The sequence below is a fragment of the Blautia sp. HCP3S3_C12 genome (assembly GCF_052064155.1).
In the GTDB taxonomy this organism is placed as follows: Bacteria; Bacillota; Clostridia; order Lachnospirales; family Lachnospiraceae; genus Blautia_A.
Genome location: NZ_JBQHWC010000001.1, coordinates 411,755 through 429,749, shown reverse-complemented (window position 1 = coordinate 429,749; position 17,995 = coordinate 411,755). Strand labels below are relative to the sequence as shown.

Here is a 17,995-nt window from a genome sequence, read left to right as displayed (position 1 = left end):
TTTCATAACAACCATCCTTTCGTTGATGAGAATAGTATATCACATATTTAGTTTAAAATATATGGTACTTATTTAATTTATGTTATACTAGTCTAGTTTGCAACTTCCAATTTATTAAATTAGTCACTCTTTCCATAACTCTCTTAATACCCCTTTCATATTTTCTTGTAACAGGTCTTTATTAATTCGACTTCTATTGATCAAATCCAACATACGATCAACACTTATTGCTGCTAAATTACATTGTGCTGATACACCATCAATAATATCAAAATCACTCGAATCTTTGTTGTTTTCAGATAAAAACTGTCCTAACTTATTCTTTAATACCCTGTTAGAATATTCTGTATCTGCCGTAATATCTCTTACAATTGCACGGCATTCATGTCTTGGGCATAACAAAAAAAGTCTATCTTTACTATTTAAAACAAATATTGTTCCATTTCTTAATTTCCCTTGCTTTGCAAAATATTCAGCTTCTATTAAACGACCTAAAACCGATTCTGTTTCATCTTCGGTACAAATGTATTCCACCTCAACTTGGTCATCTTTGTAAGGATCTGGCATATTTATCACGGGCTTAATTACATTATCGCCAGAAACCAAACTTGAACCACAAAGTATAACCATTAGCTGTAATTTTCCAGTCCAAAAATTATCACACTTTCTTCGATTACTTTTACAAAATAATTCTTCATACCATTTTTCAACACAATTTATCGGTAATAAATTATACTCTTCAATTAATTCTTCTGAAAAATCGCAAAACAATCTTTTTGCTTCCTTTCGATTGTGTGGAAATATAGAAATAGCTAATTTCTTATATTTTTCAAAAGAACAAGGATACTTTGAGTCTAAATTGATAAGTTCCAATAATTCTCTGCACTTTTCAGAAGAAGTAGCTCTTAATAATGTTCCAGAAGAATTGTCACCACATTCTTCTGAAATAACGCATATAAAATTAATACCATTATTCCTAATAGCAAATAGTCCTGTTCCAGAAAAACCCTCCATCACACTACTACGTGAACCTGTTCTCCCTATCGAACCAAAATCATATTCTATGGAATATGTTTGATTTTTAACGATATTATTGATTTTACCTTGCAATTTTCGTTTTCCATCAAGGAAATTTGCACCTACTTTCTCACGCTCTTTATCCATAGACATCGGAAATCCATAACCATATATTTGCTCTTCAAGGTTTCCCTGACTAAATTGTATATATTCCATTGCATCCATCCATTCCTGCCATGGTATAAGAATAATAGCAATATCAGCAATAGAAGATGGTTCTGATTGCTTATAATCCGGATGAATGTACACATTTCCTTCTTCGGGTACAAAATCTGAAATATCTGAAACTAATTTTGCTTCAACATTAATTTCTTGAGCATTTCCCAAACTATCCGTGCACCCTAACAACAAGCATATCTGTGATTCAGCTTCTTTAAATATATTAGTCACCACATGTGCAGCTGTAAAAACAACAGCCATTTCTCCAGACTGCCTTAAAAGCAAAATTCCAGATCCTTTTAACTGTTCTGTTCCATTTTTAGCAATTCTTACTGACAGTCGATTAATTATCTCAAAACATTCCGTATTCTCCATATATATAACATCCATCCTTTATCTCTAAAGCTTGGTCATCTAACAGATACAAAGATAACTTTTTTGTATTTAAAAATTCTTTACGGTCCTCAAATGTAAAATATTTTTCATGGTATTCTGTATTATACCAATCATAATTACAATACAGATTAATGCCTTTTTCAGTTGCATTTTTCAGCAGATGAGAAAGCACAACTTTATTGGGTACCTTCTTATGATGACCGTTTGTGCTTAATAAATAGTTATTCGTCTTAATTGTCTTTAACAAGGAATCAGAAGTATTACTTCTGCTACCATGATGTGACAATTTTAATAAATCGACTTCTAAATATGCTGAGTCGTTTATTTTTTTAATTCCTTGCAAGCACACTGATGGTTTTGCATCTCCTAAAAAAGCCAATTTTATATTCTGGTATTCAAAAATAAAAGCTATCGAAGATGCATTATTTATAGATGGATCAGTTACTAAATTTTCGTTCATTAAATCAGCCAAATTTTTTTTCACCATATCAAGATTACTTGCATATTGAACATTTTCGTTTTCTTTTTCATACTTTTCCCATTGGTTTGCAAATTTTATTAATTCCTTTTCTCCAGGACTAATAAATCGTATTATTGCGTTATCAGCTAAAACATCTTGCTTGCCATATATAACATAATCTACTAAACGGTCTTTTAAGCCTTTCTCTGATAATAACTCCAAAAATTTGATTCCATCGCCCACCCCATATTCTTTGTAATTCTGATTTACACAAATCTGATCTTCCACACAATCAGAATCTTCTGAAATTTTTTCTGTCTTTTTTATACTTCTTCGAATACCCCGACATGTATTAAAATAAATCTTTTTCACTGTTCTAGTTAATAAATCATTGGAAGTTCTACAAATTCCCTCTAGTGCTCCTTGTATATGATCATAATCTACATGAGTCAACACAAGCGCTTCTATTTTTTCTTTACGCTCATCAATAATATTAATAATTGATGCATATTCTTCTCCGCATTCTTTAGTACCTCCATCGATTAAGATATGGCTAAATACTTCATTTTTACCATAGCAAATCCATATAAAATCGCCTTCATTCGCAGGCAATGTAAATATTTTAACCATTTTGTTCGTTTATAATTTTCCTTTCAAATTACTTATTCTTTGATTTTATTCGTTCAACTAAAATACTATTTTTTATCCATTCTTGCTGTCTCTTTTACGACATAATATATAGTTACATGTTTTACTCTGATAAACTACACTAAATGTTTATTAAGTCTAATCCTCTCTTCCGCCCCATTATCAAACCTATACACCATCCTCCTCCGATCAAACACCGGATTCGCAGCGTGTATAACGCTATGATGATTCGGGCATACAATCATCTGGTTATTCGCGTCATTATTCAAACTATTAACAAAATAATCAATATGGTGTGCCTCTGCGATATGTGAACCATATTTTTCTCCAATCACCTGCCCGCATATCTGGCATCGGTATCCGTACAACAGCTTCAAATTTTCTCCAATTTTTCTATTCAGTTTACGAATCTTGACAATCTGTAACTTCTTTTCTATTCCACTGCTTTTATCTTCCATCTCATATTCTATTTCGTTCTCCACAGTCCGCTCTCGCATTCCTTGAATTGCCTTTTTCATAACCTGAAAATCATCCTGTGCTATTGGCTCCAGAAGAAAAGTATCTTCATATTCTGTGGTATAAATAGCAAGATATTCCTTTAGCCCATCCGGCACTTTTATATAACTTCTGTCTTTTTGGTCTCTACTTTCACGAATCATCTTTATGTAACTCATGCTTTTGAAAAAGTATTGCTGAAGTGCCTGTGACAGCTCACCATTTCTTGGATATCTTATCTGATACGCATCCTTCTTTCTCTTTTCTACTGAGTTATTCATATTAACGATTTTCGCATCATACGTTTTTCCATTCATAAAAAAATGAATGATTTTAGATTGTCCACGCTGTAAAAAATTCTCCATATTTCGGAGAAAAATTACCTGATTATCTAACGGCAATGTAAAGCCTTCCATCAATGTAGACCAGTCTATTTCTTTTTTATACACATAATTTTCTGATTCCATACGCATCTTCTCCATCACTATAAAAGTGCTTTTATCTTCTCTTTATACCGTCTCCGATAATAGTCCATCGCCCTATACTCAATAACATCCTTCATCTGCTCTGCCAGCACTGGCTCCTTCACAATTTCTTCCATTTCATCCCTCAATGCCAACGCCGCGCCATCCTTTTTCACAAAGAATTCTTCCCCAGATTTTAACAGAAAGTGTACCGGCATTTTCATTATCTTTTGGATATGGTTCTTGTCCGAAATCTTGCGATATTCTTCATATGTAATCTCTTTCTCCAGATCCTTCCAGTTTGTTCCTGTAGAGAAGAATTCTTTCCAGCTTGCCAGAAGTTCTGCCTCTGACACTTCCATTCTCACATTCCCATGGTTATAAAAAGCCATCAGTACCGGCATTTTATACACCTTGCTCATGTTGGTGTTTTCCAGCAGATTTATAAAATCTTTTCCGATTCCCTGGCTGAATTTTTTCTGCTCATCTGTGAGTTCATCCAATTCTTCCAGATAATTCAAATACTTTTTAAACGGATTCTCATTCGAATGTGTGACCGCCATCTGATACACATCATCATCCATATAAGTAAACAAATCCATTCTGGTTGGCTGTTTGCCAAGCAATTCTTTGATTCGGAAATACTCGTTTCTGATTTGTTCTTTGATTGTCAGTTGTTTCCTGTCCATTTCCACAAACAAATCAATCAATCTCATATCAAAATCAACGAAGCATTCATCTGGATAATCTGCCTTATCTGCCGGATAATATGTTTCTTTTCCTGTTTTGTTTTTCCCTGACAGCAAATACCTGACTCTTCCCGCTTTTTCATAATTGCCGATAAAGTCCAGAACATTGAGATATTCTTTTCCCTTATTTCTGCGCAATCCTCTTCCAAGCTGCTGTAGAAATACAACCGGAGATTCTGTCGGACGCAGGAACATTACCATATCCACTGAAGGAATATCTACGCCTTCATTGAACATATCCACTGAAAAGATAACTTTGATTTCTCCATTTTTCAGTTTCTCAATCGCTTCTGCTCTGTCCATGGAAAACTCTCCATCTGCATTACTATAAACTGCTGCCGACGGAATTCCTCTTTTACCGAATTCTTTTGCCATTTCTTCTGCATGTTTTCTGGAACAGCAGAATCCTAATGCCTGACTGGAACCATATTTGCAGTAATATTTGTAAATCAACTCATGCCTGTAAGCATTCCCGATATAAGTTCTGTTCAGTTCTTCTTCTGCATATTTTCCTTTGACTATATGTAATTTTGTGTAGTCAGTCTCATCATAAATTCCATAGTAATGAAACGGAACTAGCATTCCCTTATTGATTCCATCTTTTAGTGAAATCTCATACGGCACATTATAATCGCAGATTTCATATATATTTTTGCCGTCCATTCTCTCAGGTGTTGCCGTCAGTCCAAGGAGAAACTGCGGTCTGAAATATTCTACAATTCTTCGATATTGGTCATTGACTGCATGATGAAATTCATCAATCACCACGTAATTGAAGTAATCTGGAGCGAAATACTTTTCATTTAAATATTCCGGTTTTCCAAGGCTTGCTACCGAGGCAAATATAAGCGGTTTATCTGTGCACTTCTCAGTTCCCATAAAAAATCCATAGTCTTTGGAATTTCTTACATTCTGAAAAGAAACTGCTGCCTGTTTCAGAATCTCTTCCCTATGTGCAACAAACAACACTTTCTCATATTTTTTTGAATCAAAAGCAGCCAAAAATGTTTTCCCGATGCCCGTTGCAGCCTGAATGAGTGCTTTCTGTGCTCCTTCTGCTCTTGTATCTTCCAATGCGCACAATGCCTCGATCTGTGCTCCTCTTGGTTCATATAAAGGTTTTATTTTCGTATCATTTGTTTCCGACTCTGTAAAATCATATCTGTCAAGGTCTTTTGCCACCGCCGGACGATGCCAGTTCTGTGAGTAACGTTTTAATTCTTTGTCATCAATGATAATGGAATGATTCACAAATAAATCTTCAAATGTACGAAAGAACTCTTTGTAGTTTTCCGGGTCTTTCTGACTGCTGAACCGATAATTCCATTCTATTCCTGAGGTCAGCGCACTTCTGGAAATATTGGAAGAACCGATATAAAGTTCACTGTGATCTGTATAATGGAAAATGTAAGACTTTGGGTGAAAGGAACGTCCTTTTTCGCAATAAAATCTAAGATCAACTCTGTCACCAAGTTTTCTTTTAATCAGATATAGTGCTGATGGCTGTGTAATTCCAAGGTAGTTTCCTGTCAGGATTCGGATTTTGGCTCCACGTTTTAAAGTATGTTCCAGTTCTTTCAGCAACATTCTCACTCCGGATTCCATAAGAAAAGAGACAATGATATCAACGCTTTCTGCTTTTTTCATACTCTGGATCAGCTGATAATATAACTGTCTTCTTTTATCCGGTCCGCCGGTCATTGCATCTGTGGAATATTCGTTTTCATACCCGATGTTTACTTTTTCTGCAGAAGTAAATTCAGCCATTTTTCCTCACCTCTTCCCGGTCGGACATCTCCTGTAATCCATTGTTCTTCTATTTTAAGGCCATGCATGTCATGTATGAAATCTTTAAATGTATCTGTCGTAAAATCGGTAAAATATCTTCCGTTCCGTTCACCTTCAAATTCTCCGTATTTAAAAGAGGTATAAATCCATCCTTTCGATTTCAATGCTGCATACATATTTTTCAAAACTTCACGCAGTTGTTTTTTCGGCAAATGGAGAATAGATGCACAGGCCCATATGCCATCATATTTTTCTTTTTCATCCAATTCCTGAAACAACATCTGCCTGACTTTGATTCCCGTATATTCACTTGCAATCCGACACAATTGTTCTGAACCATCAACTGTATCCACCTGATATCCACGACTCAGAAAGTACTTTGTATCTCTACCTGCACCGCAGCCAAAGTCAAGAATATACGCATCTGGGTTAAGTTTCTCCAGAAATTTATCTTGCACTTCTGTAAACTTTACCGAAACAGTCCCAGAGGCAAAAGACTGCGCATTTTCGTTGTAATATTTTAATGTTTTATCTATATCTGCCATATATTCACTCACCAAATGCCATCCAGCACTGATTTCACTCCTGTTTTATCTGCAAAATACCTGTTTTGTTTCTTATGCCTTAATTTTTCTGATAAATCTAACTTCTTTGTGACATATTATACATTTTTTTGACATAAACAGCAACAATTTTCGTCAGACATTTTTTATTATATTCACCTATCTATAATACGCAAAAACTGTTGCATATTTCTTTTTTGATATCTTTTCTCTTTCATCAACTTCCATATAAAAAAGAGAACCAGACTGCACATAGGTTTCTTCCCCTACATACAGTCTGGTTTTCTGATGCCATCATTCATTTCTGGTAATAAGTCAATAAATCAGACATTCCATTACCCTTCCGCATCCATCTCTGCCTTAATCTCATCCTCGCAGTCTGCCATTGCCTGCAGTGTCATAGTGAGCAGCTTCTGCAGTTCCCAGCCGAGTTGTTCGGCGCCTCGCTCGATGACTTCTCTGGAGCATCCTGCTGCGAAGCCTTTGCTTTTGTATTTCTTCTTGAGGGATTTGAGTTCCATGTCTTTTGTGCTTTTGGATGGTCTCATAAGTGCTGCTGCCCAGATAAGTCCTGTAAGTTCGTCCGCCGCAAAGAGTACTTTTTCCATTTCGTGTTCCGGTGCTACATCAATGGTTGCGCCACATCCTACTGTGATGCCGTAGCCGTGGGATACAACTGAATGGATCACGTCTTCGCCTACGCCTGCTTCGCGGAGCATTTCCGGAGCTTTCAGACAGTGTTCTTCCGGATATAGTTCAAAGTCGATGTCGTGGAGGAGCCCTACAATTCCCCAGTATTCTGCATCTTCGCCATAGCCAAGTTCACTGGCATACCATTTCATTACTGCTTCTACAGTCAGAGCATGCTGAATGTGGAAGGGATCCTTGTTGTATTTCTTTAATAATGTGAATGCCTCATCTCGTGTAATTGTTTTCATTATTTTGTCACTCCTCATATCTGAATTGTCAGGCAGATAAAATCATCTGCTTTGCTGCTTGCTCATAACTGAATAACTGCTCCGCAGTTTATCTGTCAATCTGGATCTGACATGCTTCCATTGCTTTCAGTGCATTCTCATGGCTTTCCGGTGTTACGCCTGCGCAGCATTTAGCGTCTACGATGATCGGAACTTCCGGGAGAGATGCTTTTGCCAGAAGTGCATTGGAAATAACACAGATGTCTGTGCATAAACCTACGAATGTGATACTTTCGATTTCATTATCCTCATTCATTGCCACCAGTTCTCCTGCAAGGTCTGTGGAACCAAAGGTTTCTTTATCAATGGGTTCTGTTTTTCTGAGTGCATCTAATTCGCTTCTGATCTGCCAGCCTTCAGTGTCACGGATACAATGCGGTACAGGAAGCTTCTTTCCTTCCTGGGTGTCAAGATAGTAAGTCTCATGGGTGTCTCTGGTAAAAAGAACAACTCCATCAAAATTTTCGATTTTCTCTTTTACACCAGGTACAATGGCAACTGCCTCTTTTGTTCCAAGAGCTCCGTCGATGAAGTCATTCTGCATGTCTACAACTACTAATACCTTCTGCATATTTCCTTCCCTTTCGTTCTTTCTGCACATTTTTTCAGATAATCCTATAAAATCTCTGGAAACGTGTGCTGTTATTATTTGTTATTACTATACAACGACAAAGTGTTTTTGTACAGGCAAAAGTGCCTGTTTTACTATAGCAATTCCATAAAATATCAATCATCTATTTTTCAGTATATTTTTCAAATCTGTACTTCTGTTTAATATCCGGATATTTGTCTCTGTCCACTTCACTCATAAACATATCATAGGGTCTGGCGCAGATTTTGAAAGGTGCGTAAAGTGCCTGATAGATCATCAGTTTTTCACCGTTTTCTGTATGATGGGCTACTGCAAGGACTTTATAGAGATATTCAGAAGTATCCGGGGATACCCATTCTCTTTTGAAATGCTGTACAATGTCGCCTGCATGGATATCGTGTTCCGGTGGTTCCGATGTGTTTTCATTTTCAGCACTGTCAGGTTCTTCCGGTTCTGTGTTGAGTTCCATATATTCTTCTTTATCAAGGGAAACCGGGATTCCGGAGCGACCATTGATGTGGACGCCGCCATACCAGGTACCTGTGACCTCACAAATATCGCCTACTTCGTATTCCATGCTACAGTCATTATTTTTCTTTATGATTCTGATCTTTGCCATCTTTTCTCCTCGTTATATATATCTATTTCTTCCTGCCTGATAATCATGTATGTTTCAAATAAGACCTGCATACACAGGCATTATTATCACCATGATTATCATCATACCACAGTACATTAAAAACACGTCCTGTCATGTATCCATAAAGTCTGTGACTACCAGTAAGTCGTAGTGATATCAGTGATTCTGCTTCAATATATTTTGATGCCAGTCGATCTTGTGCACTCTTATTAAGATCATTTACAATAATCGAATGGTTTTGTTTCTTATCTTTAACCAGAATTTCACTCCACGTCTGACTTTCAAAAGCTCTCAGTCGAGGAATTATTTCTGTCCAAATCGTATTTCCTATATGTTTTTGTGAAAATGACCACATTTCCTGATCTGAACTGGCAAAAGACCAGGCTGGATTTTCCGAATAATATTGCTCAGGGTTTCCGCCCTGAGCAATATTTTTTCCCTTAGGAATTTCTCTCTGTCTGACTTGTTTATATTTCTTATAGGCCGCCATAATATAATGCCATACTTTCTTTTGTAATTATATTGTTACATCCCATTCCCGAAGGAACTCCTTTTCTGGCTTTCAACCAGGGATCTTCCATATGTGTTAACTGGCTCAGCCACTGTGCATCATGGCCTCCATAATATTCCAGTACTTTGCCAATTGTATCTTTTTGGTCATCTGTAAGATTCTCTTCCCCACCGGTTTCATCTTTTGCACTGACAGAATACATTCCCTTTGTCTTGAAAAATAATTCCGGACATACCGGTCCATTTGCCCATGCCTGAAAATCTTCATCAAATAAAGGAGCATCATCCCAGACAAGTGCCCATGCCTGAGAATAATAGCATAACTTCTGAAGTTTCATGGTTGACATTTTACCCGACTTCTCCAGAATATATTTTGCTGTATCAAATACATTTGCCATTCTGTTTCCTCCTCTTTTTTTACTAATATAGCACTGTATTTCATTTCTGAACAGTATATATATTATGAAATTTTCATAAACACTCTGACATCCATTTCTTTACCATGAAAAATTTATTTCCAATTTTTCCAAATCTCCGGCTGATATCCTACTGTCGCCTGTTTTCCGTTTCTTACCACAGGGACTTTGACGATGCTCTGGTTTTCGAGGATTTTCTCTGCTTTGTCTTCCTCCGCAATATAAGTGATCAATGCCAGCAGGTCTTTATCCTTGCAGTCAGTATCTATCAGCTTGTTATAACCGCCAACTACCTGGCAGACGGATTGGAATTCTCCTTTACTTAAGCCTTTTTCTTTCATATCTATAAACTGATATTTAATTCCCCGTTCTTTGAAATAGCGTTCTGCTTTCTTGCTGTCAAAGTTTTTCTTTGTACCAAAAATCTGTATATTCATAGTCTAATGCTTTCTCCCATTTTTTTAAGAATTATTGTTCCTGCTATATTTTCTCTTTTCCTGCCTGTTCATTTTAAATTTCCATCCATTTCACATTTTTTTCAAATTCTCACCACATATTTCTCACATTTTCCGGTTATATTATTACCTGTACAGAGCAAAGAGTAATTGCAAACAAAACTTTTTCTTTTTCATACTTTTGCCGGGAATCGATGAGGTTCCCGGCCTCCTTCTTTTATCCCGTTATTTTTTATTCCATTAGATTTTCTTTTTAATATGGTTATAGATATTCAGTCCTTTTGTCTGTCCGTATTTAGAAATGATAGATCTGTAAATCTGCTGCTTTCTGTTTTTGTCTTCTGCATTTTTCTCCACAGTTGTGGAAACATAGTTTACCACTTCCTTTGGCATGCCTGCCTTGTCGAGAACCAATACTAATTCCTGCTGTAATTTCTTTGTTCCGGCTTTCATGTCAATTATCTTTTGTTTTGGCTTTTTTGTATTCTGATTCTCTGATTGTTTGGAAAACTGCTTTTCAGGTTGTTCATTCAACTGTTTTTCTGTTTTTTGACCAGATTGTTCGATCATCTGTCCGTCTTTTTCTTTACCGGTCTGTTTTTTTACCTGTTTTCTTGTCTGTACCTGTTTTCCGGAAATCTTTTCGTTTCTGGAGATTTTCACATTTTCTTCTGCTTTCCAGAATTCTATAATATGGTCAAAGCCTGTATCTTTGCTGATTACAACAATTTTGCATTCTTCATCCTGACCTGTGCATTCTTTTCCTATCAGATATCCCAGATAAGAGCCCAGATGCATATCTGCAGACTGATTTCCTGTCGGTACTTTATGTGTGACCAGCTTTGCTTCTCCGTGATCATTAATAATATCAAGATCTATTTTTCTGCTGTTGTCTGTATAAAAAAGATGGATAATATCTGTTTCCCGTAATTTACCACATCCTTTGAAGCCTTCACTTCCTACATTTTCATAATCAATTAAATAATAAGTTTTGATAATCTTCATCCTCTCTTTATTTTTCTCTGCTGTATAATACTCTGTCATTTTTCAGCCGGATAATTCTTTCCTATTTTAACATGCATCTTTCTTCGGCACAACCACATAGTGGCAACTCTCCTGGTTAGTATTTCCTGGTTGTCTTTCCTGCCTGTTCCAGTCAGACAGAATATTATCATATCCACGAATAGTATTCCCATATTGCCACCATAATAAATTTACATACCTTTTGTGAAAAATGACGGTTTTTTCATCAAATTTAAGTTGATAAATCTTTAACAAATTTCAAAAAAAGGCAAAAATCCTGTTGATTTTAAGCGTTAAATATGTATAATAGTAGAAGAGAAGCGATACCCATTCGCTTTTATGGTAAGGTATCTTAAGCCTGTTTAAACAGGCGCTTTCATTAACGAAGAAAAGAGGTTAAACGTAAGATGGCAAAAATCGATTTAAGCAAGTATGGCATTACCGGAACTACAGAAATTGTCTACAACCCTTCTTATGAAGTATTATTTGAAGAAGAAACCAAACCGGAACTGGAAGGCTTTGAAAAAGGTCAGGTCAGCGAACTTGGTGCAGTTAACGTTATGACAGGTATCTACACAGGACGTTCTCCTAAAGATAAATACATCGTTATGGATGAGAACTCCAAAGATACAGTATGGTGGACAACAGACGAATACAAAAACGATAACCATCCTGCAACTCAGGAAGCATGGAATGCAGTAAAAGAAATCGCTAAAAAAGAGCTCTCCAACAAGAGACTTTTCGTAGTAGATGCATTCTGCGGTGCTAACAAAGATACTCGTATGGCTATCCGTTTCATCGTTGAAGTTGCTTGGCAGGCACATTTCGTAACAAATATGTTCATCCAGCCAACAGCTGAAGAACTTGAAAACTTCGAGCCAGATTTCGTTGTATACAACGCTTCCAAAGCTAAAGTTGAAAACTATAAAGAATTAGGCCTTAACTCTGAAACAGCTGTAATGTTCAACATCACAACTAAAGAGCAGGTTATCGTAAACACATGGTACGGCGGAGAAATGAAGAAAGGTATGTTCTCTATGATGAACTACTTCCTTCCACTGAAAGGCATGGCTTCCATGCACTGCTCTGCAAACACAGATATGAACGGCGAAAACACAGCTATCTTCTTCGGTCTTTCCGGAACAGGTAAAACAACTCTTTCCACAGACCCGAAACGTCTCCTGATTGGTGATGACGAGCATGGTTGGGATGACAACGGCGTATTCAACTTCGAAGGCGGATGCTACGCTAAAGTTATCAACCTTGACAAAGAATCTGAGCCAGACATCTACAATGCGATCAAACGTAACGCTCTTCTTGAGAACGTAACACTTGATGCTGAAGGCAAGATTGATTTCGCAGATAAGAGCGTAACAGAGAATACTCGTGTATCTTATCCGATCAACCACATTGAAAACATCGTTCGCCCGATTTCTTCTGCACCGGCAGCTAAGAACGTAATCTTCCTGTCCGCAGATGCTTTCGGAGTACTTCCTCCGGTATCTATCCTGACAGAAGCTCAGACTCAGTACTATTTCCTGTCTGGATTCACAGCTAAACTTGCTGGTACAGAGCGTGGAATCACAGAGCCTACACCTACATTCTCTGCTTGCTTCGGACAGGCATTCCTTGAACTGCATCCGACAAAATACGCAGAAGAACTTGTTAAGAAAATGGAAAAGAGCGGAGCAAAAGCTTACCTGGTTAACACAGGATGGAACGGAACAGGAAAACGTATCTCCATCAAAGATACTCGTGGTATCATCGATGCAATCCTTAACGGAGATATCCTTAACGCTCCTACTAAGAAGATTCCATTCTTCGATTTCGAAGTTCCTACAGAGCTTAACGGCGTAGACACAGGTATCCTTGATCCTCGTGACACATATGCTAACGCTTCTGAATGGGAAGAAAAAGCAAAAGATCTTGCCGGAAGATTCATCAAGAACTTTGCTAAATACGAAGGAAACGCTGCTGGTAAAGCACTTGTTGCAGCTGGTCCTCAGTTATAATTTAAATTGTCCAGATAATTATGAAAGGGATGCGAATCATTCGCATCCCTTTTGTTTTTTACTTTTTCACGGATTTTCTTCTCTTCTTCTTCTCTTCATAAAGAGCCTTATCTGCATCCTTAAATGCCTCGGAGATTATCAGATCGCCACCGCAACGGATCACATGATATCCTATAGACAGTTCCACATAATATGGCTTTTCTGATTTCATATTAAATGCAAGATTTTCCTCCTGGATCCGTTCTCTGAGCTTCTGCCCATCCTGCGCATTTCCAGGAATCATTGCGCAGAATTCGTCTCCACCTATTCTTCCGGTGATACTCTGTTTTCCTGCTGCTGATTTCAATACCTCCGCACATCGCCTGATGGCAAAATCCCCTTCTATATGTCCAAAGCAGTCATTAATTTCTTTCAGGTGATCCAGATCTGCAAAAAGAATTACAACCTCTTTCCCCTCGTACTCCCGGTTCATCTGTACTGCTTTTTCCATAAACCCTCTTCTGTTCAGACATCCGGTCAGGGCATCTGATTCAGAAAGGAAATTTAAAACTTCATTCTTCTCCTCAATCTCTCTGACAAGGATCTCCAGCTTCTGCTGCATCTTTTTCTGTTCTCTGGACATCTGATACATACGAAGCATATTTCCGATCTGTCTGCTGATCAGATAAAACAATGACAGATTTGCAGGATCAATTTCTGTCACCAGAATCCCATATTGCATTTCTCCTGAAAAAAGGCAAAGAACGGTTGCAACATAATTACTGTCATCCTTCTTGTTACATCTAATCTTTCCATCAGCGGAAAACCCACTGAAAACTTCCGAACGTTCTCCCTCTTTATAAGCTATGACCTCGCCGCCAATCTGGCGCGCAACCAAATACATTTTCTCCGGACATTTCCATTCATCATTCCTGTAATGGGCTACAGGTTTCTCAAAAATATAAAGATATGAAGCCTTGGCATTTAATGCATTTAATTTTACAAGTGCCCGCCTGTACATTTCCCGCTCATCATTCATATGAGATAACATATCCTTGGAAATCAACGGTACAAACCAGCTCTCCTGCTGAAAGGTACTGAAACGTTCTTTCTCTTTTTTGATATTATATGCCATAATTTTATCATTCAGCAGCCTTTTCCGCAGAAGCAGATTCCTGATATTTTCCCTGTCCGGTTTTTCTTTGTTTAATTCTATTCGAATACATTCATCAACAAACTGATCCAGAGCTTTCATCAAAGAATGCATGCTGATCAGATTTCCTGTTTTGCTGAGAAATAAACTTTGCAGCCCTCTCTTTAGATTATCTTCGCTCTCTGTAATTCTGAAATCTACTTTTAAAATAGTTCTCAGATGCTCCTGTACTTCATCTTTTAATACCTTGTTTGAATTTTCTGAAAGAATCTCCTTCATTATATCATTCAGGCATCTCTCTGTAATATCTGACCATTGTATTTTTTCTTCAGAAATCAAAATTTTTTTATGAAATTTTTTTCGTGCAGAGCATCCACAGGATTCACGGATCTTCACTTCTGCCGGAATTACGATAGAGTGATTTTTCCCACCTTTACACAATTCTAAAGCATCAAGTACTGCCATATCCCCCATATCAAAGGCATTCTGTAATACAGTTGTCAGTGGCGGATTCATTGTTTTTGCAAGTTCCCAGTCATCAAAACCGGTAATGGCAATATCTTTTCCTACTACCAAGCCTCTTTTTCCGCATTCCCTGTATGCAGTCTCTGCCATCACATCATTTGCACAGATCATTGCTTCCATGTCCGGATAGGCATCCAAAAGTTGATTGACCTGCCTATGTACACAGGATGAATAATCTCCATAGGCAATCCGCTCCGGTCCGAAAGGAATCTCATATTTTTTCATCACATCATAGACTGCCTGTCTGCGTTCTCTGGCATCTGTATTTCCATGGGGACCTGCAAGATAGGTGAAATTGCTAAAACCATGATCCCTTATCAGATGTTCTGTAATTGTGTACATTCCATTGTAATTATCAGCAATAATAGAAGTGGCTTCTCCGGTCTGGTCTCTTTCTTCAAGAAGAACCCTTGGCTTATCTTTGTATTTTTTCAAAAATACACTGCTCTCATTTTCATCCAGAAAAATACAGAGTGATCCATAGGCAATGATCAGTGCATCTATATCTGCAAATGCCTGATAATCATATACAACATTAAACTGATAATCGTAGTCATCCTCTATATCTTCTCCAAAATAAGATTTATAATAATAACTGCTGTGAATTCCAAGAAAAAATACAATATTAACATCTATAGATTGAGCTGTATGAAAAATCCCCTGCATCAGATCCATCGTATGCGGAGAATTTGCATTTCCCACCATTACACCAATCGTATATCTTTTTTCCACAAATTGCGCTTCCTTTCCAAAAGCTTAACTTTCGTTTTATTTTACAATAATTTCATGTGTACTTCAATATATTTTGTCTATTTTTATTTAGTTATCAAACAATCCTCTTTGGTAGAATCATCATATTTTTAAATTTTTATTATTAAAAAAGGAACAAGATTGTCGTATATATAATCTAATATACTTTTTATACAACAATCCTGTTTCATTAATCTATTCTTTTTTTGTCAGACAGATAAGATTCCCCTCTTAAATGCTATTCATAACTGAATATCTGATCCAAAAAAACTTCTTTATTCAGTTAAATCTGATACCACTTAATCTCATTTGTCTCCAGATGTAACCGAAAGCTGCTTCCGTCTCCTCTGTAAACAGTAGTATCCTGTGGCTCATAAGTATTATTTACTACGCAATATTTACCATTCTTTACATAAGCATGTACTTCTACATTGTAGTTAGTGGAATACCAACAGTAAAGTTCTTCCTCAGCAGATGCTGACCAGAGAACTGCTCTGTAGAATATACGGCTGTTTTTAAAGCTGTATGGAAGTCCACTGATATAAACGCCTCTTCCTTTTCCGAATTTCTTTACAGCCATCTGTACTTCCTGTTCTTTCTGGATCAGGATTTCTGTCTCCGGCAATGCATAAATATTCTTCTTGCCTTCTCCAAAATCAACATCTCCCTCTGCATCCTGCAGGATAAAATGATCTCTGTGTTCTTCCCAGTTATATTTATCAGTGTTCAGATTGAATCCATGCTCCTCTTCCACACCAAGAATATCATCCAGCTGGAAGAATTTGCCCTGCCACTGATGTTTTTCCCCAACAGTTCAGAACTGCCACACGTTTCACGCAATAGGGAGTTGTTCCCTGAATATTATCATACAGAGTACGGAATTCCTCACATACTTCTTTGATATACTGTACAAAATCCGGGAATTCAAGGGCAAGTTTCAGACATCCGCCGTAACCTATTCTCTGGATCGGGCTTCTTAAGATTGCTCTTCTTGCTGTTACCCAGTTCACCTTTGCCTCTTTTACAGGATCTCCTCCTTCATGGAAGGTATCCGGGAAGAAATATGGCAGGAATCTTCCTTCTGTATATTTCACATTCTTAATGTCACTGAATAAACGTAAGGTTGCTCCGTTTCCAACACTTCCCACTACAGCATCCAGTCCGATAGATGCAAATTCGTCCATAAACGGTTCCATGCCAATCCAGTGATCTCCCATGAACATCATGGCCTCTTTTCCGTATTCATGTACGATATCTACCATCTGTTTGGCAAGCTTCGCTACTTCTCTTCTCTGGAATGCCTGGAAATCTTTGAATTCTTTAGACGGGACTCTGTATGTATTGTTCATATATCCCTGATCAATGATATATTCAGCTCTGAAAGGATAGCCCACTTCTTTCTCAAACTGCTCCAGAATATATGGGCTGACAGATGCAGAATAACCAAACCAGTCTACATATTTCTCTCCTGCAAGTTCATCAAACACAAGCGTAAACTGATGGAAAAAAGTAGTAAATCTTACAATATTTACATACTCATGAGTATCCAGAAATCTGCGCAGACGTTCCAGAGAGTGTGCTCTTGTTTTCGGCTGACGCACATCAAATGTAATCTGCGGTTCTACGTCTTTCCAGTCATTTACTACTGCATTGTACATATGTACAGGATCCCACATAATATATGTCAGGAAACTTACAGTATATTCATGGAAGCGTTTCGCAGATAAGATCACTACATTTCCTGTCTCTTCTTCATATGACCACTGATCTGTCGGTACCGGCTCTCCTGTGGTACGATCCATTACTTCCCACCATCTGCGGATATCATCTCTTGTGTTGACTGCAAGCATATCCGGATAGAGGTGATCCATCAGATGAATCTCCAGTGTATCTGCAACCGCTGTGTGGAAGGATGTCATATATACATCTGCTGGATTTCTTCCGGATGTGCTTTCGCCCAGGCATTGTCCTTACGGGTTGTATAGTAGGTTGCATAAATTTTGGCACCTGTGTCTTTTAATTTCTGCGGAAATTCTGTTCCGTCACAGTCACGTATAGCATCAGCGCCCCACTCTTCTATCATTTCCAGTGTCTGTGGAACTACATCCAGGTCAGTTGGTATGGTTACACGACCTTTTCCCATTTTCTGTTACCTCCTTCATTT

14 protein-coding genes and 1 pseudogene are annotated in these 17,995 nt (G+C 37.6%); 1 reads left to right on the top strand and 14 read right to left on the bottom strand.

Features of this window, described 5'->3' with window-relative positions; all coding sequences use genetic code 11:
• Positions 1–123: 123 nt before the first annotated feature.
• The 12 genes from ACTNDS_RS02145 to ACTNDS_RS02090 all read right to left on the bottom strand — a co-directional run bounded on the left by ACTNDS_RS02145 (position 124) and on the right by ACTNDS_RS02090 (position 11,394).
• Positions 124–1,611, bottom strand: a complete 1,488-nt coding sequence (locus ACTNDS_RS02145; protein ID WP_441033128.1) for a hypothetical protein — start codon at positions 1,609–1,611, stop codon at positions 124–126.
• Complete coding sequence (locus ACTNDS_RS02140; RefSeq protein WP_441033125.1) at positions 1,589–2,722, bottom strand: hypothetical protein; 1,134 nt, start codon at positions 2,720–2,722, stop codon at positions 1,589–1,591. Before ACTNDS_RS02140 ends, ACTNDS_RS02145 begins: the two co-directional genes overlap by 23 nt.
• A 134-nt stretch (positions 2,723–2,856) precedes the next feature.
• Positions 2,857–3,702 carry an HNH endonuclease gene (locus ACTNDS_RS02135; RefSeq protein WP_441033123.1) on the bottom strand — a complete coding sequence of 282 codons (846 nt, stop codon included), beginning with the start codon at positions 3,700–3,702 and terminating at the stop codon, positions 2,857–2,859.
• A 17-nt stretch (positions 3,703–3,719) separates the two neighbouring features.
• Positions 3,720–6,215 carry a DEAD/DEAH box helicase family protein gene (locus tag ACTNDS_RS02130; RefSeq protein ID WP_441033120.1) on the bottom strand — a complete coding sequence of 832 codons (2,496 nt, stop codon included), beginning with the start codon at positions 6,213–6,215 and terminating at the stop codon, positions 3,720–3,722.
• On the bottom strand, positions 6,185–6,781 hold the full coding sequence (locus tag ACTNDS_RS02125; protein WP_441033117.1) for a class I SAM-dependent methyltransferase: 597 nt from the start codon (positions 6,779–6,781) through the stop codon (positions 6,185–6,187). The genes ACTNDS_RS02130 and ACTNDS_RS02125 overlap by 31 nt, the downstream gene beginning before the upstream one ends.
• A gap of 353 nt (positions 6,782–7,134) precedes the next feature.
• A complete protein-coding gene (locus ACTNDS_RS02120) occupies positions 7,135–7,737 on the bottom strand; it encodes an HDIG domain-containing metalloprotein (protein WP_441033114.1) in 603 nt (200 codons plus the stop codon).
• An 88-nt stretch (positions 7,738–7,825) separates the two neighbouring features.
• Entirely contained in the window at positions 7,826–8,347 is a 522-nt protein-coding gene (locus ACTNDS_RS02115; RefSeq protein ID WP_055201292.1) for a cysteine hydrolase family protein, read from the bottom strand.
• A 163-nt stretch (positions 8,348–8,510) separates the two neighbouring features.
• Positions 8,511–8,987 (bottom strand): DUF1653 domain-containing protein, encoded by a 477-nt coding sequence (locus ACTNDS_RS02110; protein WP_173721112.1) that lies wholly within the window; start codon positions 8,985–8,987, stop codon positions 8,511–8,513.
• A gap of 43 nt (positions 8,988–9,030) precedes the next feature.
• On the bottom strand, positions 9,031–9,498 hold the full coding sequence (locus ACTNDS_RS02105; protein WP_441033110.1) for a hypothetical protein: 468 nt from the start codon (positions 9,496–9,498) through the stop codon (positions 9,031–9,033).
• Positions 9,485–9,916 carry a Panacea domain-containing protein gene (locus tag ACTNDS_RS02100; RefSeq protein WP_441033107.1) on the bottom strand — a complete coding sequence of 144 codons (432 nt, stop codon included), beginning with the start codon at positions 9,914–9,916 and terminating at the stop codon, positions 9,485–9,487. The genes ACTNDS_RS02105 and ACTNDS_RS02100 overlap by 14 nt, the downstream gene beginning before the upstream one ends.
• 113 nt (positions 9,917–10,029) lie before the next feature.
• On the bottom strand, positions 10,030–10,371 hold the full coding sequence (locus ACTNDS_RS02095) for an arsenate reductase family protein (protein ID WP_441033105.1): 342 nt from the start codon (positions 10,369–10,371) through the stop codon (positions 10,030–10,032).
• 258 nt (positions 10,372–10,629) lie between these two features.
• The gene (locus tag ACTNDS_RS02090) at positions 10,630–11,394 is read right to left on the bottom strand and encodes a PIN domain-containing protein (RefSeq protein ID WP_441033103.1); all 765 of its coding nucleotides are present in this window, start codon (positions 11,392–11,394) and stop codon (positions 10,630–10,632) included.
• A 425-nt stretch (positions 11,395–11,819) separates the two neighbouring features.
• Here ACTNDS_RS02090 and pckA point away from each other — a divergent pair, with 425 nt between their 5' ends.
• Positions 11,820–13,424, top strand: coding sequence for a phosphoenolpyruvate carboxykinase (ATP) (gene pckA, locus ACTNDS_RS02085; RefSeq protein WP_055149436.1), 1,605 nt, complete (start codon positions 11,820–11,822; stop codon positions 13,422–13,424).
• A 58-nt stretch (positions 13,425–13,482) separates the two neighbouring features.
• Here pckA and ACTNDS_RS02080 read toward each other — a convergent pair whose 3' ends face one another.
• Both ACTNDS_RS02080 and gnpA read right to left on the bottom strand, forming a co-directional pair.
• Complete coding sequence (locus ACTNDS_RS02080; RefSeq protein ID WP_441033099.1) at positions 13,483–15,813, bottom strand: diguanylate cyclase; 2,331 nt, start codon at positions 15,811–15,813, stop codon at positions 13,483–13,485.
• A gap of 301 nt (positions 15,814–16,114) precedes the next feature.
• Positions 16,115–17,974 (bottom strand): annotated as a pseudogene (gnpA, locus tag ACTNDS_RS02075) (1,3-beta-galactosyl-N-acetylhexosamine phosphorylase).
• Positions 17,975–17,995: the final 21 nt, after the last annotated feature.